At 34.4% G+C, this 21,314-nt stretch carries 24 protein-coding genes and 1 other RNA gene; 10 read left to right on the forward strand and 15 right to left on the reverse strand.

The genetic code is table 11. The features are described from left to right. Positions 1-229 precede the first annotated feature (229 nt). The gene (locus EPI11_RS17160; RefSeq protein ID WP_128391223.1) at positions 230-760 is read left to right on the forward strand and encodes a hypothetical protein; all 531 of its coding nucleotides are present in this window, start codon (positions 230-232) and stop codon (positions 758-760) included. Between the two features lie 68 nt (positions 761-828). Here the strand turns inward: EPI11_RS17160 and EPI11_RS17165 are convergent, their stop codons facing one another. The 3 genes from EPI11_RS17165 to EPI11_RS17175 all read right to left on the reverse strand — a co-directional run bounded on the left by EPI11_RS17165 (position 829) and on the right by EPI11_RS17175 (position 2,789). Then, positions 829-1,113 carry a hypothetical protein gene (locus EPI11_RS17165; protein ID WP_128391224.1) on the reverse strand — a complete coding sequence of 95 codons (285 nt, stop codon included), beginning with the start codon at positions 1,111-1,113 and terminating at the stop codon, positions 829-831. 204 nt (positions 1,114-1,317) lie between these two features. After that, positions 1,318-1,818, reverse strand: coding sequence for a hypothetical protein (locus EPI11_RS17170; RefSeq protein ID WP_128391225.1), 501 nt, complete (start codon positions 1,816-1,818; stop codon positions 1,318-1,320). A gap of 482 nt (positions 1,819-2,300) precedes the next feature. Continuing rightward, complete coding sequence (locus EPI11_RS17175) at positions 2,301-2,789, reverse strand: immunoglobulin-like domain-containing protein (RefSeq protein WP_206619137.1); 489 nt, start codon at positions 2,787-2,789, stop codon at positions 2,301-2,303. Positions 2,790-3,480: 691 nt separating this feature from the next. On the opposite strand from EPI11_RS17175, the gene EPI11_RS17180 reads away from it, so the two are divergent. The 3 genes from EPI11_RS17180 (at position 3,481) to EPI11_RS17190 (ending at position 6,221) form a co-directional block, all read left to right on the forward strand. Beyond that, positions 3,481-4,590: a hypothetical protein gene (locus EPI11_RS17180; RefSeq protein WP_128391227.1), complete on the forward strand. Its 1,110-nt coding sequence runs from the start codon at positions 3,481-3,483 to the stop codon at positions 4,588-4,590. A 191-nt stretch (positions 4,591-4,781) separates the two neighbouring features. After that, positions 4,782-5,522 (forward strand): 3-oxoacyl-ACP reductase family protein, encoded by a 741-nt coding sequence (locus EPI11_RS17185; protein ID WP_128391228.1) that lies wholly within the window; start codon positions 4,782-4,784, stop codon positions 5,520-5,522. A gap of 291 nt (positions 5,523-5,813) precedes the next feature. After that, a complete protein-coding gene (locus EPI11_RS17190) occupies positions 5,814-6,221 on the forward strand; it encodes a helix-turn-helix domain-containing protein (protein ID WP_128391229.1) in 408 nt (135 codons plus the stop codon). Positions 6,222-6,272: 51 nt separating this feature from the next. Here EPI11_RS17190 and EPI11_RS17195 read toward each other — a convergent pair whose 3' ends face one another. Continuing rightward, positions 6,273-8,219: a hypothetical protein gene (locus EPI11_RS17195; RefSeq protein WP_128391230.1), complete on the reverse strand. Its 1,947-nt coding sequence runs from the start codon at positions 8,217-8,219 to the stop codon at positions 6,273-6,275. 319 nt (positions 8,220-8,538) lie between these two features. Next, positions 8,539-8,935, reverse strand: a transfer-messenger RNA (tmRNA) gene (gene ssrA / locus EPI11_RS17200). Between the two features lie 212 nt (positions 8,936-9,147). Between ssrA and EPI11_RS17205 the strand changes: the two genes are divergently transcribed. The 3 genes from EPI11_RS17205 (at position 9,148) to EPI11_RS17215 (ending at position 12,839) form a co-directional block, all read left to right on the forward strand. Next, positions 9,148-10,368 carry an NAD(P)-dependent oxidoreductase gene (locus EPI11_RS17205; protein WP_128391231.1) on the forward strand — a complete coding sequence of 407 codons (1,221 nt, stop codon included), beginning with the start codon at positions 9,148-9,150 and terminating at the stop codon, positions 10,366-10,368. A gap of 280 nt (positions 10,369-10,648) precedes the next feature. Beyond that, positions 10,649-12,310, forward strand: a complete 1,662-nt coding sequence (locus EPI11_RS17210) for an MFS transporter (protein WP_128391232.1) — start codon at positions 10,649-10,651, stop codon at positions 12,308-12,310. Between the two features lie 115 nt (positions 12,311-12,425). Further along, complete coding sequence (locus EPI11_RS17215) at positions 12,426-12,839, forward strand: hypothetical protein (protein ID WP_128391233.1); 414 nt, start codon at positions 12,426-12,428, stop codon at positions 12,837-12,839. 68 nt (positions 12,840-12,907) lie between these two features. Here the strand turns inward: EPI11_RS17215 and creD are convergent, their stop codons facing one another. From creD to EPI11_RS17245, 6 genes are all read right to left on the reverse strand, one after another. Next, entirely contained in the window at positions 12,908-14,275 is a 1,368-nt protein-coding gene (creD, locus tag EPI11_RS17220; protein ID WP_128391234.1) for a cell envelope integrity protein CreD, read from the reverse strand. 136 nt (positions 14,276-14,411) lie between these two features. Beyond that, positions 14,412-14,729 carry a hypothetical protein gene (locus EPI11_RS17225; protein WP_128391235.1) on the reverse strand — a complete coding sequence of 106 codons (318 nt, stop codon included), beginning with the start codon at positions 14,727-14,729 and terminating at the stop codon, positions 14,412-14,414. A gap of 97 nt (positions 14,730-14,826) precedes the next feature. Further along, the gene (locus tag EPI11_RS17230; RefSeq protein ID WP_128391236.1) at positions 14,827-15,159 is read right to left on the reverse strand and encodes a hypothetical protein; all 333 of its coding nucleotides are present in this window, start codon (positions 15,157-15,159) and stop codon (positions 14,827-14,829) included. A gap of 49 nt (positions 15,160-15,208) precedes the next feature. Continuing rightward, positions 15,209-15,865: a DUF1361 domain-containing protein gene (locus EPI11_RS17235; protein WP_128391237.1), complete on the reverse strand. Its 657-nt coding sequence runs from the start codon at positions 15,863-15,865 to the stop codon at positions 15,209-15,211. A 57-nt stretch (positions 15,866-15,922) separates the two neighbouring features. Beyond that, positions 15,923-16,219: a winged helix-turn-helix domain-containing protein gene (locus EPI11_RS17240; RefSeq protein WP_128391238.1), complete on the reverse strand. Its 297-nt coding sequence runs from the start codon at positions 16,217-16,219 to the stop codon at positions 15,923-15,925. 2 nt (positions 16,220-16,221) lie between these two features. Next, positions 16,222-16,824, reverse strand: a complete 603-nt coding sequence (locus EPI11_RS17245; protein WP_128391239.1) for a hypothetical protein — start codon at positions 16,822-16,824, stop codon at positions 16,222-16,224. Positions 16,825-17,041: 217 nt separating this feature from the next. On the opposite strand from EPI11_RS17245, the gene EPI11_RS17250 reads away from it, so the two are divergent. Further along, positions 17,042-17,305: a hypothetical protein gene (locus tag EPI11_RS17250; RefSeq protein WP_128391240.1), complete on the forward strand. Its 264-nt coding sequence runs from the start codon at positions 17,042-17,044 to the stop codon at positions 17,303-17,305. Between the two features lie 149 nt (positions 17,306-17,454). On the opposite strand, the gene kdsA is transcribed toward EPI11_RS17250, so the two are convergent. Further along, a complete protein-coding gene (gene kdsA, locus EPI11_RS17255) occupies positions 17,455-18,273 on the reverse strand; it encodes a 3-deoxy-8-phosphooctulonate synthase (protein ID WP_128391241.1) in 819 nt (272 codons plus the stop codon). A gap of 74 nt (positions 18,274-18,347) precedes the next feature. Next, entirely contained in the window at positions 18,348-18,809 is a 462-nt protein-coding gene (locus tag EPI11_RS17260; RefSeq protein ID WP_128391242.1) for a 2-dehydro-3-deoxyphosphooctonate aldolase, read from the reverse strand. A 221-nt stretch (positions 18,810-19,030) separates the two neighbouring features. Between EPI11_RS17260 and EPI11_RS17265 the strand changes: the two genes are divergently transcribed. Continuing rightward, on the forward strand, positions 19,031-19,597 hold the full coding sequence (locus EPI11_RS17265) for a YeeE/YedE family protein (RefSeq protein WP_128391243.1): 567 nt from the start codon (positions 19,031-19,033) through the stop codon (positions 19,595-19,597). 8 nt (positions 19,598-19,605) lie between these two features. Next, positions 19,606-20,019, forward strand: a complete 414-nt coding sequence (locus EPI11_RS17270) for a DUF6691 family protein (protein WP_128391244.1) — start codon at positions 19,606-19,608, stop codon at positions 20,017-20,019. Positions 20,020-20,339: 320 nt separating this feature from the next. Here the strand turns inward: EPI11_RS17270 and EPI11_RS17275 are convergent, their stop codons facing one another. Both EPI11_RS17275 and EPI11_RS17280 read right to left on the reverse strand, forming a co-directional pair. Beyond that, positions 20,340-20,984 (reverse strand): alpha/beta hydrolase, encoded by a 645-nt coding sequence (locus tag EPI11_RS17275; RefSeq protein ID WP_128391245.1) that lies wholly within the window; start codon positions 20,982-20,984, stop codon positions 20,340-20,342. A 4-nt stretch (positions 20,985-20,988) separates the two neighbouring features. Next, complete coding sequence (locus EPI11_RS17280) at positions 20,989-21,312, reverse strand: hypothetical protein (RefSeq protein WP_128391246.1); 324 nt, start codon at positions 21,310-21,312, stop codon at positions 20,989-20,991. Positions 21,313-21,314: the final 2 nt, after the last annotated feature.

Below are 21,314 nucleotides of genomic sequence, written 5' to 3' on the forward strand. Positions count from 1 at the left end.
CAGGTTGGGGCTACTTTATCGGTGCCAGCTCGTAGGTCAAAAGGAATTAATTATCTTTGGTAATACTTTGTGAGGCATCCGCTACCACGCTCGGCAGCCAGTCGGTCGGTCAGTTTGATCCGAAACAGAGGGTCACATTCAATGAAATATGCAATAAAGTGGGGTATGGGAAAGATTCAAAATATAGAAAAAAAAAGCGCAAGTCATCATTAAGTATAATTAAATAATTATGAGCTATATATATGTTATAGTTGATTGTAAAAGATTTTTAAGTTTTGTAAAGAAAATAGCATTAAAACATAAAGTAGATTGCTTTTTCGAATACAGATCTTCAATTGATAGAACCATGACTAGTTATAAGCAGGTTGATTTTAACTTAGAAAATTACAACAGCTTAATAAATGAAGAATACGATAGATTTTTTTTTATTTCAAAGGAGGTGCCTGTTGACGATACTTGGAGCTTTTATGATAAAGGTATTCTTGAGTATTCAATTGAAGGGACTGGGGGAAGGCAGTTAAGTAATGAAATTGAACTTATTGAATTGAGATTGATAGGAAAAAAACCAGAGAAAGCTATTAAATCTTTCTTTAATGCGATTAATTATGGATTAAAGAAAGACGAAGATTTTTCACAAGGTATTGGCCCTTCCAGTCATCGTAAAAAAATTTTTTATTTAAATGAAGTAGCTGATAATGGCTTTGAGATATGGAATAATTTGAAGAATAAAAATGTTGCCCTTACTATTATTAAGCAATAAGGATTGATCAAGTTAATTCATATCTATTTGACACACCCACCTCTTATGAACTGTTATTCAATTAAATTTCAGCAGGTCATCGGTTCATAACTTAAACCTTTGACCTTATTTTTTACCAGCAGCAGACATAACTTTTGAGAAATGATTGTGGCCCTGACGGTAAAACCTCCCGCTCCAAAAAACTCTTTAGGCTCAAAAAAATCAAGGTCACCCGGTGCCGACTTAAGATCTGGATAAAATCCAATTCCGTTCAGTATATATTTGTTGATTCCCCAGCCTGCAATACTTTCTATTTCATTGATATGCTGTGCTTTAATGTCTAAATTAGCTTCAGTTATACCTTGGGGGACCAACTACAATACGCTTTTCAGGATTCTATTTGATTTATATTCCAATTATAACCTCCTATTTGTCTGCCTTTCAACATGCCAAATTCCGGATCTGTATTTTCAATTTCAAAAACATCCTTGAAATAAGGGGAATAGCCAAACCAGTTTTTTATCCTAACACTTTTTACCGTTACCCTAATCGAACAACGCCAATACACAAAGATTCAATTAACATTTACGTATAAAACCCAGGCTGCCTTTATAAATAGTCTTATAAAATGAAGCAGGTAAAACCAGCTTTTTCAAATAGATCAGAATTTCTTTTTCCAGCTTCTTTTTATCTGTTTCACTCATTCTGATACAACTGATATTTTCCCCTTCCTTCAATATAGTTTGAATTTTTCCCTTACCATCTACAACAAAAGAAAAGCTGAACATGATTTTATCACAATGAGTACAATCGGATTTAATCTTTTTCGAAGCCAGAAATGGATTCAGGCAAGTGGTTATAAAATCAGTGTTGATTGTGGCCCAGCTTATTGCCTGCGTCCCTTGGTTTACATTTATTGATATACTATTCTTGGTTTTAGCGGTTGGCAAAGGCGATTTAACCGCTGTAACTTCCGATATTGTTTTAGTCGCCGCTGATTCTTTTTGAGTTGGGCTATTACACTGACACAGGGTCAATATATAGAAAAAGCCGAAGCAAAAAGCACCTGCGGTTTTCATATATGCCGGTATTCTTTTCCTGTAAAATCGAAGTTTGATTTGAAAGCGCATAGGTTATAATTTTCAAAGCAATTCACAACAACACCTGTTAAATTTATAAATGATACTCTGGTCGGAATTATAGTAAAAATACAATTTTGAAAGCAATTTAAGTAAGTTAAATCCAAATAAAGATGACATAGAAGGATATTTTTTGTGTCATCAATTGGCTGCAGAGCGATTTGATCACGGAAGAATATTTCCCTGAAAATTTCTTTCAAGACAGACTACGCGTTCATAATTAGCAAACTCAGGATATTTTAGATATGGAAGATCTTTTTCCGAGAATCTGATATTATTAAGGTATTGGAAGATAACTATCAGCGTTAACCGATTAAATCAAAAGAATACTTTAGAATTGGAACCGTATTAGGTCATTTAAAAGAGATAGTTCATTGTTTTAAACAATGAACTATCTCTTTTTTTAGGGAGCATAGCCGTTTTTATTCAACCTCAAATTCGGCATACATATGAAAATCTTTTTTTGTTTTTTGATAATCAGAGTTGAGATAATATTTGACAATTCTGTATTTGCCTACTTTATAGCTGATTTGATCTTTATATAATTTCTTCTCGAAATTTTTAGTATCGGTTGGTCGTAGCTGCCAACCAAGGTCGTGGAACAGCATATCCTTTGGGGAGATTTCTTTCCATTCTTTATTTTCTAATTTTTCAATATAGTAATGTAATCCTGTTGTAATAGTGTCAGTTGTATTATTGGTCATTGTTATTGTTACAGTATCAGGAAGTTCAGAAAGCTTAAATACGTTTGGCTTAACGGACAATGATACGGATTTACCTATAACATCTTTTACTTGCTCATTTTTGTCTAATTGTTCTTCTTCTTTTTGTTTAGTTTGGGTGCAACTCAATAAAAGAGTTGTTGAAATTATAAATAGGATAAGATTTTTCATTGTTTTTAATAAATTCATTAATCTGCTTTCTACACATAGCTAAATTACAGAGGCGACCCATTTTTAACTATTTATTAGAGATGTTTTGTAAAGGTTAATTTTTACTTGCAACGAGTCCAAATAGAAATTAAATTTCTTAGCATCCACTTTAGTTCCTATAGCCTTTTTGCTTTTTGATCCCATCTGGAAACATTCCACTTCCTTTTTATAGACATTTCCTAAGGAATTTCATCTACTATAACTGTTACAAACACTCAAACAAAGTCCCCCGCAAATACTATTTTATTGCCCTGAAACGTTTTTGTTGCGGAATTGACCAACGCATCCGTTGAAAAAGATAAATTTACAGTTTTTTATGGTTCCAAATAATATGTCAAGATCAATTTTATACATTGGTTCTGTTTAATAGAGGTGTGATTATTGTGGAAATATAAAGTGTCTTTTTTGCAGTGCAATGAATGGCCACCTTTCTGAGTATTATTTACTGGAAGAGATTGACAAAACAGGCGCTCATGATAAAATAACTTGAACCTTACTCTGGTGTTGAAATGCCTGGATGTAAAGGTAAATTAGAAACGGCACTTCCGGCAAAAACTAAAGTTATGTTTTCTTATCATTATCCGGAATCTTACCTTTCAGAAGTAAATAGATAAAGCAAGAATAAAAAATGTTAGAGACAAAGCGAAAACTGTAAAAAAAAATATTAAAAATGGAAATCTTAGCTAAAATTAAACTCGAAAAAAGAGTTATTAAATCAAAATCAAATGAAAATATACTTTTAGTTATATTTGATAACTCTTCTGAATTTGGCCTGTTAGAAAGTAATGAAAATGGGTTAGAAGTAATATATTATCATGATTTGGGATTCATAATTCTCGATGGATGTTTTAGCGATGCTGACTCAATTTGGTTTGCGGGGTTAGAATCTGAAAATATTGAATGGGATTTTAAAAGGAAAAAAGTGCTGAGACATTGTGGCGAAGTATTAATTAATAGCTTAAACTCAGATCTGAATGGATATTCATGTATCTCGATTATCCCACAATCGAATCTTTTAATAGCAGCTAATCTGGGTTCATTCAAGCTGGAGTTCTTTGACCTCGATACATTAAAACCGATTAATCATGGAGTAGCGCTTACTGAAGTATATACAAAACAAATCTGTGTTCATCCTGGTGGTCATATCATTGCCATCTTGATAACAGATTCAGAAGATACGGGAAAAGTGCGTTTTTTTGAATTAAAAGGAAGAGAAATTAAGCTATATACAAAATATATTAATGTCCTTTTTGCCCCTGGAGTATGTACTTTTGATTTGGAAGGAGACAGATTGATAATTGGAGGCGGATACCCGCCGTTTAGTTACCAAATTAATGAATTTCCATCTCTTAGTGTCATTGCTGAATTTATTGATTATAATGGATTGGACATTCCTCAACCCTGGGGCGATGCAAATGGTATTTCATTCAATAGCGATATTGTATTTAAAGATGAGCATCTTATTTATGTGCCCTATTTTAACGGTGATATAATCACTTTAGAAATTAATACAGGAAAGATTGTGGAATCATTTACATGTAATGCATCTCCCTGCGTCTCACTTTCCAGATTAGGAAATACTGATTTGTATGCGTGCTCATCTATAAACGGTGAGATTTGTTTGTTGAGATTGAAATTAAATCTGAAAGACAACACAAAGAACCCAACTTATTTACCCAATCAAGCAACAACTGATAATTTATTCCTTCCGCTAACTGATATGGAAGAGTTCATTTCTGAAGCAGATGAACCCCTTTTAATATCGTTCGCTGATAATTAGGGAGATTTTTCTTTATTCTCTTGTTTTTGTGGTGCTTGGGGCTGGAAAGGAATGTTGGATGTTCAACGTAATATACACTTAGAGCTCTTTTTTGTCATTTCTTACGTTTTTGTAAGTAACTAACAATTTGATGTGTACCCTTATTTGCAAGTATTTTTTTATAAATTCGAATAAAATATAGGAAACTTCATATGACAAATTTAAAGAATAAAATAGCATTGGTGACCGGCGGAAGTAGAGGTATTGGTGCTGCTATCGTAAAGAGACTGAGTGCTGAAGGAGCTAAAGTAGCTTTTACTTATGCCAGTTCAGGAGCAGTATCTGAAAATCTGGTAAAAGAAATTGAAAATAGCGGAGGAGAGGCAATTGCCATAAAAGCAGACAGCGGCAGTTATGAAGAAGTGACCGGAGCTGTAGAAAAAGCAGCAGCGCATTTCGGCAAAATAGATATTCTGGTGAATAATGCTGGTGTCGCAGATGGTAAAGCTTTTGAAGAATACACGCAGGAAGACTTTAGCAGAATGTTTGATGTGAATGTAAAGGGTGTATTTTTTGCCACTCAAGCAGCCATAAAGCACATTCCTGATGGCGGAAGGATCATCACCATAGGTAGCTGTCTGGCAGAAATCGTGACCGTTCCTAACCTCACTCTGTATTCTATGAGTAAATCAGCTTTGGTTGGTTTTAACAAGGGGTTGGCACGCGATCTTGGCGATAGAAGAATCACAGCCAACCTGGTAAATCCAGGTCCAACAGAAACGGATATGAATCCAGCTACAGGGCCCATAGCAGATGCAGCCAGAGAGAGAATGGCGATTAAAGAATATGGAACAGCCGAAGGAATCGCTTCATTAGTAGCCTGGGTTGCCGGTGAAGAGTCGAAGTACATGACAGGGACTTCATTAACAATGGATAGCGGAACAAATATTTAAATAAACAGTGCGTATTGATCAAAGCGTGTTTAGTACAGCTTAGAAATAGTAAGTGCAGGAAAAGTACATTTTTTTGACATCAATCCATTGGGTAACGCTCCTTATGAGTATATATATGTGAATACATTATAGGCTGTCATATATATAGTATGATGCCTTTATAAAATTGATGCAGGGTGTACTAACAACGTTCTTAAAAATTGTATTTTTGTTTTAGTTGGTAAAATACCGGATGGTACTTGTTTTTTACCGGCAGAAAAAATCTGACAGAAAAATTACTATATTTGAAGTATGAGTACAGCAACGCAAAACCACATAGGTAGAAAGATAAGTCGCATTAGAGAATTGCGAGATATGAAACAGGAAGTTTTGGCTACTGCATTAGGTGTTAGCCAACAGACTATTTCAAATATAGAAAACAGTGAAATCATTGAAGAAGAAACACTGGAAAAAATTGCCGAAGTTTTGGGCGTATCAGCCAAGGCCATTCAGAATTTTAACGAGGAAACTGTATTAAATATAATTTCTAATAGTTTTACCAGTAATGATAGCTCTACTATAAATGCGATTAATGTTCAGCCAACCTTCAATCCGATAGATAAACTAATTGAAACATACGGAGAGAAAGAGAAGCTTTACGAACGCTTGCTCCAAGCCGAAAAAGAAAAGATAGCTTATTTAGAAAAGCTTATTAAATAAAGAAATCCCCGTTACTAGCGGGGATTTTCTTTATTGCAGTTTTTATGTTTTTTATTTAGGGAAAAAGCGATATTCACTTTTTTGTTTGATTTCTAAATCATTTTCAATTTTAAGTAAGGCTATAATAATTAACATTAATAATGAAAAATAGTCTCTTTTATGTTCTTTCTCAAAACTAGTATTTGTACCATGAAGATATTTATTTCTTAGGTCTGTACCATTAGTAAATTCTTTTTTGTTTAAATAAAAATTAAAGTAATTCAACTCCTGTTTTGTAAATAAAGTATCTTCATGATACAGTAAGTTTTCATTAAGCATATTATCAATTACAATTTGCACAGAAATAGGGTAGTTCCAATAAGTAATTACTTCATTGTTATATAATTCTCCAATTAAAAAAATCATTATATCTTTTTTAATACTTACTATATTATTATTGTTAATATATAAATATTCATCTTTGACCAGCATAGATATTATGTCTTGTTGATAATCTGCAAATTGATTAAAATTTACATTTTCATTTGTAAGTAAATCGTATAAATTTTTGTACTGATCGTTATAAGGTTCAATATAATGTAGTAGACTTTGATCAGAAAAAAATAAATTGCGAAGTTCTATTATCTTAGGACTATTAGAATAAAAATACTTTTTGCGTGCCAAACTAGGAATTTCACTTAAATATAATTGACTTGAACTCAATTGGAATAACTCCAAGTCGATTATTCCGTCGTTTACATAAAGCTGATATTGTCTAAGTATGGATTCAAATTCAGGTGACAGTGCACGAATTTTTTCGAGATAGGTGCTTTTTTTAGAAGGAATCTTAAACCGAATATTAGTCAAACCATAATGACGGTCTAAACGATCATATATAAATGCTTCAATTAGCTTTTCTACAGAGAGAGATCTATGAGATAGATATTCATTAAAAATAATTATTTGAAGATGAGATAAAAAGTTTTTTCGATGAAATATTGTACCAGTAACATACTCGTTTTTTGATTTCATCATTATTCTCTCAAAAATATCCAGTTCACAAGGTTTACTCCATAATGTAAGCAGACCATTAGTGTCAGTGTAAATAAATAGTTTTGAAAAAACATAAAATAAAGAGATATTGTTTTGAAGATCATCTAGAACCTTTCTGCTGTAAGAAACAATTAGAATACTTTCATCATATTTGTATATAACAGACTCTTTTTGTGTATTAGATAAAGATATCTCTACTCCTTCTTTCCAACCTTGACCTTTTGATAAAACTTCATCAGTTATTTCGCGATTTTTTCTCTTAGCTTTTAAACGTAATTTTGGTGATAATTTTAGTAATTGTGAATCTTTCGAATTTTGGATAAGTCTAATGTAATTTGGATTAGCATTTGGCTGATCGATATAATTGTTAATTATAGTTTCTTTATCACTTATAGTTAAACAGGAAGGAAAGATATAATTACTTGCATGACTATGTTTTTCAAGTTCGATATTTGATAAAATCAACTCTGCTGCCTTTGAGTATTCCAAGAGAAATAGTCTAATTTCTTTATTAAAATACGGAACAATACTTTTAAAACCAAGAATATAATTAATTTCTCTAGGATGATTTTTCAATAGAGTAACAAACACATCAGTATTAATTTTTTTATAACTATGAAAATAGTGAGTTAACTCCCAAAAATGGCTTTTATAAACGAAATCTACTTGGCTTATTAAGTCTAATACATTTGTATTAGAAATTTTAGCCCAGAAATTTTTAATAATAAACCAATTTTCATCTATTTTGGTTTTATAGAGGCTTATAGTTGTTTCTTCCCATTTAGGCAAAAACAAGTTATGATCAAAAAATAATTTTACGTTATAAAATTCAAGAAGATCATTAATCTCTAAATTATCCTTTTCTTGTGTGCCATCTAATAATTGCTCTATCTTTATTAAGTTAGATACTATCGAACCATCATGTATAGAATAAAAAACCACTCTGTTACGCTTCTTTGGTTTCATATTATCATAAGTATTAAGCTGACTAATGTAAGTGTTTTTAAATTTAATGAACTAAATATTAATAAAATAAAGTATTATGTCCATATTGAATAGCGGCTGGGATTTTGCTATCAATTACAAAATTATTTCAAAAATATAGAGTAATTGTAAATAATTTAAAATCAAAAAAATCTTATAATTTACTTTTAACGTTTGAGATGATATCTAGGGACAATCTAAGTGTAAAAATCTAAATTAATTATTATTATTGGAAAAATTATTTGATTTGAAATTTATATAAAATAACAAAAACCTATAAAATATAGGTTTTTGTTTGTTAAAGTGGAGTCGCCGGGAATCGAACCCGGGTCCAAACAGGGAAGCAAAGAGCTTTCTACACGCTTATTCTCCGCTTAGTTTTTCGTTATCGTGCCAGGCCGGAGACTGCCACACGATACTTATCTTCTGTTTTCTCAAGACCTCCGCGAAGCGAAGAGATCTCCAGGTTTATTTTTACGGTTCCCCTGTACAAAACGCCACAAACCAAGGCTTTTTAGGAGAATCTCGCTTTCCTGCCTTGCAGGAACGAGGCTAATCTTACTTTAATTTAGATTATGCAGCTAGAGCGTAGTTATTTTCGCCGTTTAAAATTGTGAGACCATTTATTAACGAGAATTGTCTCAGTTCTCGACGTGCTTACTGTTCAGTTCGGCCTGCTGTCAAAACCAGTCGACCCCAATATTTACGAAAGATGTAGTGTACTATTCAAAAACAGTACCATATTTCGGTTTGCAAATATAATGATATATTTTTCAATTATTAATTGGTCAAGGACTGAATTACTGTTATATTTGAAGACATTTTTTAAGCTAGTGTTATATTATTAGAACTATATCGTTTTATATGGGCTTTAACTAACAATAACTGCTTTAAACAAAAGATTAATTGCATGAAATTCGGGATAATTACGGAAAGAAAATCACCACCAGATAAAAGGGTTGTTTTTTCACCTACAAAGCTGGCGGAATTAAAGGAAAAATACCCACAGGCAGAGATTCTTGTAGAGTCATCTGACATTCGTATTTTTAATGATGAGGAGTATGCATTAAAAGGTTTTGAAACAACAGATGATGTTTCGGACTGTGATGTATTTATTGGTGTTAAAGAAGTGCCTATCGAATTTCTTATACCTAATAAGAAGTATATATTCTTTTCTCACACAATTAAGAAACAGCCACACAACAAAAAACTGCTTCAGGCTATCATAGATCGTGATATCGATCTTTATGACCATGAAACTTTTGTTGATGAAAACGGCCACCGCCTTATTGGTTTTGGAAGGTATGCAGGGAATGTAGGTACCTATAACAGCTTTAGGGCTTTTGGTGCTAAATATGAGTTGTTTAACCTTCCTAAAGCAGAAACGCTGCCGGACAAGGATGCTCTTATTGCGCGACTTAGAAAGCTCGTATTGCCACCATTAAAGATTGTACTTACCGGTTATGGTAAAGTAGGTAATGGGGCAAAAGAGATGCTTGATGCCATGAAGGTTAAAGAGGTATCTGTAGAGAATTACCTTTCTAAAAACTACAATGAACCTGTATATGTTCATATCGATGTTGAGCATTATAATAAAAGGAATGACGGTAAGGAGTTTGATAAAGATGAATTCTACAAAGATCCTACCGATTATGTTTCCGATTTTGAGCGTTTTACAAAAGTGTCTGATATGTTTATTGCCGGACATTTTTACGGAAACGATGCCCCGGTGATCCTTTCGGCAGATATGCTTAAAGCACCTGATAATAAAATTAAAATAGTTGCTGATATCTCTTGCGATATCGATGGACCTGTAGCATGTACTTTACGTTCGTCTACTATTGCTGAGCCTTTTTACGGATACCATCCGTATGAAGAGAAAGAGGTAGATATGTTCCATCCGGCTGCGATAGTGGTTATGGCGGTAGATAATCTTCCTTGTGAACTTCCAAAAGATGCCAGTGAAGGTTTTGGCGATATGTTCTTAGAGAATATTATTCCTGCATTTTATAATAATGATAAGGATAATGTTTTAAAACGTGCCCAGATAACTGAAAACGGACGACTTACCGACAGGTTTAAATACCTTATAGGTTATATAAATGAAAAAGAAAATGTGCCCCACTTATAGGGGCCTTTTTTTTGCCTGTATATAAAGTGTTATATGTTCTTTGAGCTTAAACGAATAGTGTGTAGTTAATTGTGTGAATTATTTTAGTGTGTCGCTATAAAATTAGACGTTTCTATTTTATGGAATATACCAAAAAAGAGTATTTTAGCGGGTTGGATAGTGCAAATGATTTATTGTTTTTTTAATATAAAATCAAGGCATTATTCTGAAAACAAACTAAAAGCTGAAAAAACAATTACATCTATAATTCAAATATTCACCTTAACATCCAATCTATTCTATGAGTTCAGAACAAACAAAAACTAATTATCCTGCGTTGTATACGCTGGTCACGGTATTCTTCTTCTGGGGGTTTATCGGGGCTTCAAACGGCGTTTTTATTCCGTTTTGTAAAGCTAAATTTGGCCTGGACCAATTTCAGAGCCAGCTTATTGACTTTGCTTTTTATGGTGCTTACTATATTGGTGCACTATTGTTATTCATTATCAGTACGATGGTGAAAAAAGATATCTTAAATTCATGGGGGTTTAAAAAAGGTATAATTAACGGATTACTTGTTAGTACGTTTGGTGCTGTATGTATGATATTTGCGGTAAAATCGGGGGATTATTTCCTTATTCTTGGCGCGTTGTTCATTGTTGCATTGGGTTTCTCTTTACAGCAGACTTCTGCTCAGCCATTTGCAACTTCACTAGGAGCGCCTCACACTGCTTCAAACAGGTTAAATCTTGCAGGAGGAATTAACTCCTTAGGTACAACGATTGGTCCGATCGTGGTTTCTATGGCTTTGTTTGGTGTGCTTTCGGGAGTAAGTATCGAAGAGTTTGCTCAGCGTCCTGAAGCATTGGACAAAATGGAAATCCTTTATGTTTTTGTTGGTGCACTGTTTCTTGTTGCTGCAGCACTTTTCTTTTTCTCGAAAAAACTTCCTTCAGGTAAGATAGAATCAGTTTTTGAACCTGCTAAGAAGGCGATGAATACGCTTATCATTATCACATTATTGCTTGTTGCCATATTTGGTTACATTTTTTCACGTTATGAAGATCCTGAGTTTGTTACCCGATTCCTTGAGAACAGGGAGAAAGATTATTTAGGATTAGGGTTAACAATATCTACTTTGTTTATTATTGTCTTTGGACTTTTATATGCTAATATGGCTGCTAAGAAAAAGCCGGAAGGCTGGGGCGCCATGCGTTACCCTCAGTTGGTTTTAGGGATGCTTGCTATATTTACTTACGTAGGTGTAGAAGTAACAATCCAGAGTAATCTTGGAGAGTTATTAGGCACTCCTGAATTTGGAAAGCTTTCAGGTTCTGCTATTGCTCCATTTATTTCTATGTATTGGGGAAGCTTGATGATTGGCCGCTGGGCAGGTGCGATATCTGTTTTTAATCCATCGAATTCAACCCGTAAAGTATTATTGATAGTGATACCTTATGTTGCATTTGGGGTTGTATTGTTTATCAATGCAATTTCTGGACAGGATATAACTCCTTTATATGCGTATGCAGGTATTGTTCTTATACAAATTGGCGGCTTCTTTTTAGGTCAGGATCGTCCTGCTAAGACATTAATGATCTTTGGTGTACTTGGAATGATAGCAATGCTGATTGGTTTATTTACAGAAGGTACGATCGCTATTTATGCTTTTATGAGTGGAGGGTTGTTCTGTAGTATTATGTGGCCGTCTATTTTTGCATTAGGTATTGCTGGTATTGGTAAGTATACGTCTCAAGGTTCGGCATTTCTTATTATGATGATACTTGGCGGAGGAATTATCCCACCATTACAAGGTAAAATTGCCGATATAATTGGTATCCATAATTCTTATTTCATTCCTGTATTGTGCTTTACTTACCTTGCTTTTTATGGTTGGAAAGTAATTAAGATACTTAAAGAACAGGGTATTGCTCATGAAGTTGAAACCGGAGGCGGACATTAAAAGCCACTTCTTTATAGATTATATAAACCGTCCTGAATCTCAGGACGGTTTTTTTATGTTTTGCTGTCATTTGGTTAACCTTAAAATTTTATCTTTGGTTAAAAACCAATACATTATGAATATTAAAGTTTTATCAATAGCACTAATAGGTGCTGCATTATCTTTTACGGCGTGCAAAAAAGAAACTGCTAAAGAAGAAGATGCTGTTGTTGAGATCAAAGACACTACAGCTGTTATAACGCCTTCAGCTGATTCTATAGTCGTAACTACCGAAACACCTGCTGAAGCAGAGGTTAAAACAGTTACTGCTTCTGGTAAAATAACAGAGATCAATAAAGGAAAAGATGGTTATACGGCTAAATTTAAAGGTGAAGACGGTAAATCATATGCTGCGACGATAAGCATTCCTAACCTTAAGGATGCTAAACAGTACAGAGCCATTAAAGTTGGAGACAAAATCACTGTAACCGGTGAACCAACAAATATTGAAGAAGAGGTACTTATTAAAGTAACCGAGTTACAACCGTAATCTATTATTTTTATAAATAGTAAAAACCCTGTAGTGTTGATTTACAGGGTTTTGATTTTTATTATTGTTTATTTCCATTCTATCTTTCGGGAGAAGTACATCACCGCACCCAGGATAAGGAATAGTCCAATGCTGCCCACCAATAATGCATAGTTTTCTAACTGTATGATCACATAAATAAAGATATACAATGCACTAAGTGCTATGGCTATGAAACCTGCAAACTTTTTGTTTTTCAATATGGATAGGGAATAGAGGGTTATCATAACAATTACTGATAATCCTGCTATAAGATAAGCCAGCATGAAACTACTATGTTCTGTGATAGAAATTAGCAGCGTGTAGAACATAATTAGTGCCAACCCGATCATGGAATATTGGAAAACATGAATGTTTATTTTGCTGACAGATTGTATTAAAAAGAAAACAAGAAATGTTAAGCCTATTACAAGGAAACCATACTTTGCAGCGCGCTCATTTTGTTGGTACTGATCTATAGGAATTAGGAATTTTACATCGAATGAATATTCCGAAAGGCTTGGTAATGTACCAAAATGCTGCTGTGCAAACGGCCTGTTAAGGTGTGATACCTTCCAAAAAGCATTAAAACCTTCATCTGTAATGGTATTGGTTTCCGGTAAAAAGTTACCGTCAAAACTTGGTGAAGGCCAGTTAGAAGTCATTTTTGCCTGAGTCATTTTACCTATTGGAACGATTTTTATCTGTTCACTTCCTTTATAATTTATATTGAAATCAAAAGGTGCCGGACCATTTTCGAATGCACTCTTAATATCAAAAGCATTGGTTTCGAGCGTAGAAACAGTATCTTTTTCGTTATTGTTTTGTACAGGTTCGAAGGTGTGTTTCTTTCCATTTATACTTACAGTAACACTTCCGGTAATACTTTTTATTGTATTGGTCTTTATGATAATACTTGCTTTATCAAAATGTATATTTTCTTTTGGTATTGCTTGTGAATCAAAACTTGGAAATGAGTAGTTTCCTTTAAAATCCATTTTAGATGTATACACTACCGATTCGTAATTATTCCTGTTTTTCTGTTGTGTATTCACATTAAGATCTGCATTTAACTGATCTGGAAAGAAATAGGCAAACTCTGTTGATTCTGATCGCTGTATGGTAACCTTTTTGGTTTTATCGTCTACAAATTTTGTTTCATAATATTGCGTATACGGAACTTTTAGTATTGGTCCATAGAAGTAAACATCTTCACCCCACTTGTTATTAATTTCGGTGACTACCTCTTTTTGACGTTCGGCTCTTTCAAAAATTAAGCTTTTTACAAATTGCAGAGGAATAAGCAGTACAAGTGTTAGTAAGCCCACCATAATAATTTTAGCTGTACTTGACTGAAAAAATCCAGGTGATTGGGGAGGCTGTTGCATTGGGTTAGGGTTTTGATCTTGAGTTTCCATAATTAATGATTGTTAAGGGTTTGCAATTGATAAAAAATAGTATATTGAAATTGGTAAATTGATTAGTAATAGGAGGGAAGCTAAAAAGAGCTGTTTCCGGTATTTAGATTTAATTCCTCTTTTTGATCTATTTTGTTTAAATGCGACTAAAAACGAGGTAACAGTATAAGATCGCAACGGGAATATTTATGAAAAGTATTACTGTTTTATTCACTATTTCATTTTGATAATCTTTATAGACATAGGCACAGACAGCAAGTACACCTGCAGCTATTGTATTTATAAATATTGCTATTAGTACATACAGAAAACCAATTATGATAACTTTACTGCCATTTATCATAAAAACAGCAAATAGTATAGTACCAATGGTAAAGGATATGCCAAAAATCCATTTTGGAAATTCCAGTATTTGTTGTAGCCTAACGGGTAGTGGATGTTCGCGATTTTCCATAGTCTATCGTATTAAAAAAGTGTCTTTAATTCTTTCTAGTGGTAGGTGCAGCATCCTGAAATGATCGAGGTCATAAAAACGCAGGGCATTTTTTCCATCACGGTATTTTCCAAAAAAGTACAGGATTATGATGTGGATAAAACATTGTTCCAGTAAGGATAATAAACACGGTGCGCAGAGCAAGGTCTCCATTGCCAAATAGGTAATAATGCATGGCAATATCTTCTTTGTTTGATACCTGGTTTGTAATGAGTAAACGATGAATATCTACAGTTTCGGGCTGTGGATCGATATCGTGGCTATTGTTAAACAGGAACCAGCCCAAATGAAATCCAAGGCTGTCTTTAGGATAATTTATTAATTCGTCCATGGTTACAGCTGCTTTTTTATCCTTAAAGAGACTTGTTATTTTTTGAAGTATTTTTTTCATTTTTTTGATCAATTTCACTTTGAATTTCAAAGTAGATTTATAAATTTTTTTACTTTTTTGGAGTATGGTATAAATGGAATAAAAGAAACATCAATGTGCCAAATCCCAATGTTATTCCCCATGCGGGTTTACAGGTTTCGGCATCGGTAAGGCTGCATAATATATCTATTGCAAGGCTGTATGGCTTTTGAAGTATGTCCCAGCTGTTGTAGCGTAAAAATCTGCCTACATACATACCAAAACCACAGAGTATACAAATTACCCCTATAGCTATCCAGGCGATTTTTAAACTGAATTTGGCAGAGATTACAGTAAACATATCTTTCATAGAGGCGAGGCCAAATAGTATACCACTGGCTGAAAAGGATACGAGAAGTAATACATCAAACCAAACAGGTACACCTGTTTCTCTTTTAAGATGCATAAAGTCGGTAATAATATAAGGAGCATTGGGCAGTAATAACAGCCATAAAAAGAAGACAGGGTAGAAGTAAGCTTTCTTATTAATGATTTTACTATTATGACGCATTATTGTTGTTAAGACCAATGGTGTATAAGCTAAAAAGAGGTTCCATATAAGGAAAAAGAAAAATATGGAATGTGTGATCTTTGCCCTTACTAAAAGGATGCTAATGCAGAATGCTGCCAGTACGAACAGCATATAATGCCTGCTAAATGTTTTCGTAATAATGGTTGTTTGTTTCATGTTTTCTTTTTTTGTAAAGTACTTTGAATTTCAAAGTTTGTAAATAAAAAAATAGTGTTAGCTTTTCTGTATTAATTTTTCAAGTGCATCAATGTGGTCCTTAAAGGCTTTACGACCGTCTTTGGTAGCAATATAACGGGTGTTTGGTTTTTTACCAATGAATTGTTTTTCGATCATAATATATTCTTCCGATTCCAATGCTTTAGCGTGGCTGGCAAGGTTACCGTCTGTCACACCAAGGAGTTCCTTGAGGGTTGTAAAGTCGGCATACTCATTTACCATAAGTATCGACATGATACCCAGGCGTATGCGGTGGTCAAAAGCTTTGTTTATATGTTGGAGAATGTTCTTCAAAGTTATTGCTTACGATCATATTTAAAATGCATTACAGAGCCGTAAAGGATGTGGCATACGCCGAAACCCAATGCCCAAAATTGTAGTCCGTAACCCATATAATTGGTAGCTACCAGACCTATAACAATATTGGTTAGCCCAAGGTACCGCAAACCTCTTAAAGTATATTTACTACCGTTCACACAGGCAAGTCCGTAAAATATAAGGGTAATAGGAGCGATTAGGCCATAGTAATGATTCTTCATCAAAAGTACTGCAAATATGCCGCCTGTTACTAAAGGTATAAGGAAATTAATTGCAAGTCTTTTTGAAGTAGAGTTCCAAACGGTTTCACCTTGTTTCTTTGCTTTTCTTGCTGTAAGAATGTATCCGGTTAGTAGAGAAAGCAGCAGTACAAGACCCGCAATGCCTACGATTAGCTTAAACTGATAACTCTCAAGGAAAATTTTTCCCTGATTGTTTATGGCAATCTCTCTTATGGCGTAAGCTCCTGCGAGGGCATAGATACCTATTATAATTCCCGAAAGCCCGCTAAGCGATAGGAATTGAGATGATTTATCCATCATCTTTTTTATGTCCTGAATGTCCTTTAAATAATTTTCCATACAAAAGTACTTTGAATTACAAAGTAAATTATAAATTTTGAATTGGCAATGCGATAGGAGAGTATTTTTTAGATTTTATTTTTAAGCTATTTTTTGCTGATAATAAGAACTCTTTATTCTAAACTGTAAGAAGGTGTTAGTTGAATTTCTTTGTTGATAGTTGATGTAAAATGTTAAAATATTTTAGTTATATTTACAATTAACCCTAAGTTATATAATGATGATAAAGTTGTACTCTCAATCCGATGCAAAGTATTTATTTGATTATTATTCACCGAAAGTTATTGGTAAACCGTTAACTCCGGAGCCAGTATCTAATATAACACACTTGCAGATGATCGAATATGCCGACGGTAATTACCAGTTGGTCGCAATTGGTTCTGAAGTTTATCCGGGTACTGTTAAACCTCTTAGTAATATCTCTACCGTAACGAAACGGCTAGGGCTTCCATCTCCCGAAGAAGTTTTAGAGAGTAAATAAAATATTGTAGCGCTTCGACAGGCTTAGCGTGACAGAGGTTATGTAATTATAAATGGTCGTAACTAAAATATAAAAAGGATAGCAATTGCTATCCTTTTGTTCTGTGATTTCTACTATTATAGAAATCGTATGTTAAATCAGATGAATGATTAAAACTGGTTTATTGTTTTTCTTATTGCTACCAGCTTATTCATTAAGCCTTCGAAATAATCAAGGTGAAGCATGTTTGCTCCATCGCTTTTAGCATTTGCCGGATCGAAGTGTGTTTCGATAAAGATACCGTCTACACCAACAGCTATGCCTGCTTTAGCAACTGTTTCGATCATGTCCGGCCTTCCACCTGTAACACCAACCGTTTGGTTAGGCTGTTGTAATGAGTGGGTAACATCTAATACAGTAGTGGCAAATTGCTGCATCGTAGGTATGCCTCTGTAATCTACTATCATATCCTGGTATCCAAACATAGTACCTCTATCGGTAGCCATTACGTTTTCGTTATTGCAGTCCAATACTTTTTGTACAGCGTGTTTCATGCTCTCAGGGCTCATGAACTGTCCTTTTTTAAGATTCACTGTTTTTCCTGTTTGAGCAGCAGCAACCACAAGGTCGGTTTGGCGTACAAGGAAAGCAGGGATCTGAAGTACGTCTACATAAGCAGCAGCCATTGCAGCATCTTCATTAGTATGTATATCCGTTACAGTTGGAACGCCAAAGGTTTTAGATACTTTTTCAAGGATCTTAAGCGCTTTTTCATCACCAATGCCCATAAAGCTGTCAATACGGGAACGGTTTGCTTTTTTGAAAGAACCTTTAAATACAAAAGGAATCTCCAATTTATCGGTTACCTGAACTAATTTTTCAGCAATACGCATTGCCATTTCTTCTCCTTCAATGGCACATGGGCCTGCAAGAAGGAAGAAGTTACCGCTATCGGTATGTTTTATCTGTGGTATATTTTTTAAGTTCATTATTGTGGTGTATAATTTGAGTGCAAAGATAAAAATAAAAAGGCTTCGCTGTTAGGTGAAGCCATAGAGAGTGTCTATTGTGTTATTGGACCAATACTAAATCCTGCCGGTGCTACTACCTTACCTTTTTCATAAAGGTTGATGTAGATAACCTTTGGTTCTTTCAGTCCGTCCCAGGAAACTTCATAGATGTCCAGTATACCGGCTCCCATATCGTTTTTCTTTGATGGAAAAGGGCAGCAACTGTCTGTTTTTTTATAGGCTAACTTCTGGCCTTCAGGCCCTGTTAATGCACCAAAGTAGCGCTGAACATTGATTTCTGCAGCAGTTACCGGCAGAAAACCAAGGTTTACAGGATAATCCTGATCGTAACCGTATTTTTTATTATTACTGATCTCAGTAATAATAAAAGTGTTTTGTTTAGTGAGAGCCGGCATAAGAGCCGTGTCGTCTATATTTCTAATGGTATTCCTGGTGCTTATGCAGGAAGTGGTAAACACTAAAACAAGACAGGAGATGAACAGGTATTTTTTCATATACGTGATAGAATAAGCATCAAAGTTAAGAAAATTTTGACTGAATTAGAGATGATACTATTGCTGATAACGCTGATTTTTTACCACTAATTATATGACGCTTAAAAAAGTTCGACAGGTTTTGCTAAATCCGTACTATTAAGCTCGTATTTCATTAGTAATAATTAGTGTTTTGGTTCTGTAAGCCATCAATTTTGCTATTTTTGTAAAAAATTAAATTCATGGAAAGTTTATATGGTACCTGGCCCTGGTATGTTTCGGGATTCCTGATCGGGTCGGTTATGCTGGCGTTGATCTACTTTGGAAAGACTTTTGGTATGTCGTCTAACCTTCGTACAATGTGTACAATGATGGGAGCAGGGAAAACGGCGGATTTTTTTAAGTTCGACTGGAAAACACAGCGATGGAATCTTGTCGTTGTACTTGGTGCTATGCTTGGCGGTTATATTGCGGTTCATTTTTTAAGTGATCCTACTATAGAAACGGTAGTGCTTAACCCTAAAACGGTTATTGAGCTACAGCAAATGAATATTGATGCGCCTAACGGTAAACTATTACCGGATGCACTTACCAGTACAGAAGCCTTACAGTCGCCAAAGATACTGGGTATATTGCTTTTAGGAGGCATCTTGGTAGGTTTTGGAACACGTTATGCAGGGGGCTGTACTTCGGGGCACGCAATCACTGGATTGAGTAATTTACAGTTACCGTCGTTAATCGCTGTGATCGGATTTTTTATAGGCGGTCTGATCATGTCGTGGCTGCTTTTACCATTATTCTTTAATTAAGACTCATCATGAAATTTATAAAATTCTTATTGGTTGGTGTTGTGTTTGGTATTGTACTTACCAAATCAGAAGCGGTATCGTGGTATCGTATCTATGAGATGTTCCATTTCCAGTCATTCCATATGTTTGGAATTATCATGACTGCAGTTGTGGTGGGAACTATCGGAGTTCAGTTGATAAAAAGAAACAACGTCAAAGATATTACAGGACAGCCTATCGTTATCCCAAATAAGGATAAAGGGTTTACCGGTTATTTTGTTGGTGGTATACTGTTCGGTTTAGGTTGGGGACTTGTAGGTACCTGCCCGGGACCTATGTATATTTTAATAGGTGCAGGTTTTTGGGGGATAGGAGTAGTGCTACTTGGTGCCTTAGTAGGAACGTATTTTTACGGATTGCTAAGAAGCAAACTGCCTCATTAAAATTTGATCAGTACTTTTTTTTTGCGTAAGCAAAATTTATAATATAGAAACAGGAATAATTTGATCTTAAGATTAGATTGTTGCTGTTTTTTATTTTGATTAAAATCTGAATTTATGGAGTAGTATTTTATCAATACACTGATATCTTAATCATATGTTTTAAAAAAGTATAAATAGTGGATCATTAAAAGTAAAAGCTTTGAAACCTCTAGTGTTTTAAGCACTTTACTAAAAAATAATATTCCACTTCGAAATGCGCGATTGGCATACACAAAGTGGAATATTAAAAGGCTGTAAACAGCTTATTTTTTAAGTAGAAATTACTTCTTTAACCAATGTAAAAGATCGTGGAAATTTTGTGGAGCAACACCGTGACCGGAGTTGTATTCATGATATTCAACATCTACTCCAAGGTTTTTAAGAAATTCAGGTGCCTTTTGGGCCCATTCAACAGGTATCACCTGATCTACAACACCGTGTGAAGCAAAGAATCTTACTTTGGTTACGTCTTCGGCGTGCAGGCTTTTGCCTACGATATCCATGTTTAAATAACCGCTTAATGCAGCAACACGATTGATCTTTTCAGGGTAGGTTAGTGCTACAGCATAACTTAAGATCGATCCTTGGCTAAAGCCAAGAAGCGTTATATTATCCTTGTCGATTGGATATGCTTCAATAAGTTCATCAATAAATTTTACGATCAGGTCACGGGATTCTATAGCCTGTTTATCATCAGAAAACTTATTCATGTCGTTATCAAAGGTGATGGCATACCACGCATTTCCATAAGGAGGAAGGCTGTATGGTGCTCTGGCAGACACTATAAAATACTCGTCAGGTAACTCGTCAGCAAACGAAAAAAGATCTTCTTCGTTACTTCCATAACCATGAAGCAGTAATAATAATGGGTTCTTTTCCAGTTTAACTTTTGGTTCTCTTACTAAGTGGTATAATGATAAATCCATGAAATTAAAGGCTTTTAAATATTTTTTGGAATAATGGTCCCACTAACGGAATTGAATTTGTCTGACCTTGTAATGCACCTAAAAATCCATACATCCATAATATGAAAAAGAACACATAGAATCCTGTTGATACCGCCCAGCTGTCAAAACCACTTACAGGATATCCTACAGCAAAGAACAATAGTTCAATACCTAAAGCCTGTCTTATATGAAAGGATGCAAATGGGTTTTTACGTTCGCTGTTTTGTACTATTGCAATAATAGCACCTATAATGGTAAGGTAGCTGATGATGGCATTTTGCTTCCCTTGTTCTCCTGTATTGTTCATTT

The organism is Flavobacterium cerinum, from assembly GCF_004028155.1.
Taxonomy (GTDB): domain Bacteria; phylum Bacteroidota; class Bacteroidia; order Flavobacteriales; family Flavobacteriaceae; genus Flavobacterium; species Flavobacterium cerinum.

Coding starts and splice junctions, on each gene's coding strand:
- EPI11_RS17160 (WP_128391223.1), top strand. CDS start 230: ATGAGCTATATATATGTTATAGTTGATTGTAAAAGATTTTTAAGTTTT.
- EPI11_RS17270 (WP_128391244.1), top strand. CDS start 19,606: ATGAAATTTATAAAATTCTTATTGGTTGGTGTTGTGTTTGGTATTGTA.
- EPI11_RS17280 (WP_128391246.1), bottom strand. CDS start 21,312: ATGAACAATACAGGAGAACAAGGGAAGCAAAATGCCATCATCAGCTAC.
- EPI11_RS17215 (WP_128391233.1), top strand. CDS start 12,426: ATGAATATTAAAGTTTTATCAATAGCACTAATAGGTGCTGCATTATCT.
- EPI11_RS17230 (WP_128391236.1), bottom strand. CDS start 15,159: ATGAAAAAAATACTTCAAAAAATAACAAGTCTCTTTAAGGATAAAAAA.
- EPI11_RS17260 (WP_128391242.1), bottom strand. CDS start 18,809: ATGAAAAAATACCTGTTCATCTCCTGTCTTGTTTTAGTGTTTACCACT.
- EPI11_RS17190 (WP_128391229.1), top strand. CDS start 5,814: ATGAGTACAGCAACGCAAAACCACATAGGTAGAAAGATAAGTCGCATT.
- EPI11_RS17225 (WP_128391235.1), bottom strand. CDS start 14,729: ATGGAAAATCGCGAACATCCACTACCCGTTAGGCTACAACAAATACTG.
- EPI11_RS17250 (WP_128391240.1), top strand. CDS start 17,042: ATGATGATAAAGTTGTACTCTCAATCCGATGCAAAGTATTTATTTGAT.
- kdsA (WP_128391241.1), bottom strand. CDS start 18,273: ATGAACTTAAAAAATATACCACAGATAAAACATACCGATAGCGGTAAC.
- EPI11_RS17195 (WP_128391230.1), bottom strand. CDS start 8,219: ATGAAACCAAAGAAGCGTAACAGAGTGGTTTTTTATTCTATACATGAT.
- EPI11_RS17245 (WP_128391239.1), bottom strand. CDS start 16,824: ATGGAAAATTATTTAAAGGACATTCAGGACATAAAAAAGATGATGGAT.
- creD (WP_128391234.1), bottom strand. CDS start 14,275: ATGGAAACTCAAGATCAAAACCCTAACCCAATGCAACAGCCTCCCCAA.
- EPI11_RS17210 (WP_128391232.1), top strand. CDS start 10,649: ATGAGTTCAGAACAAACAAAAACTAATTATCCTGCGTTGTATACGCTG.
- EPI11_RS17180 (WP_128391227.1), top strand. CDS start 3,481: ATGGAAATCTTAGCTAAAATTAAACTCGAAAAAAGAGTTATTAAATCA.
- EPI11_RS17175 (WP_206619137.1), bottom strand. CDS start 2,789: ATGAATTTATTAAAAACAATGAAAAATCTTATCCTATTTATAATTTCA.
- EPI11_RS17265 (WP_128391243.1), top strand. CDS start 19,031: ATGGAAAGTTTATATGGTACCTGGCCCTGGTATGTTTCGGGATTCCTG.
- EPI11_RS17275 (WP_128391245.1), bottom strand. CDS start 20,984: ATGGATTTATCATTATACCACTTAGTAAGAGAACCAAAAGTTAAACTG.
- EPI11_RS17185 (WP_128391228.1), top strand. CDS start 4,782: ATGACAAATTTAAAGAATAAAATAGCATTGGTGACCGGCGGAAGTAGA.
- EPI11_RS17205 (WP_128391231.1), top strand. CDS start 9,148: ATGAAATTCGGGATAATTACGGAAAGAAAATCACCACCAGATAAAAGG.
- EPI11_RS17170 (WP_128391225.1), bottom strand. CDS start 1,818: ATGAAAACCGCAGGTGCTTTTTGCTTCGGCTTTTTCTATATATTGACC.
- EPI11_RS17235 (WP_128391237.1), bottom strand. CDS start 15,865: ATGAAACAAACAACCATTATTACGAAAACATTTAGCAGGCATTATATG.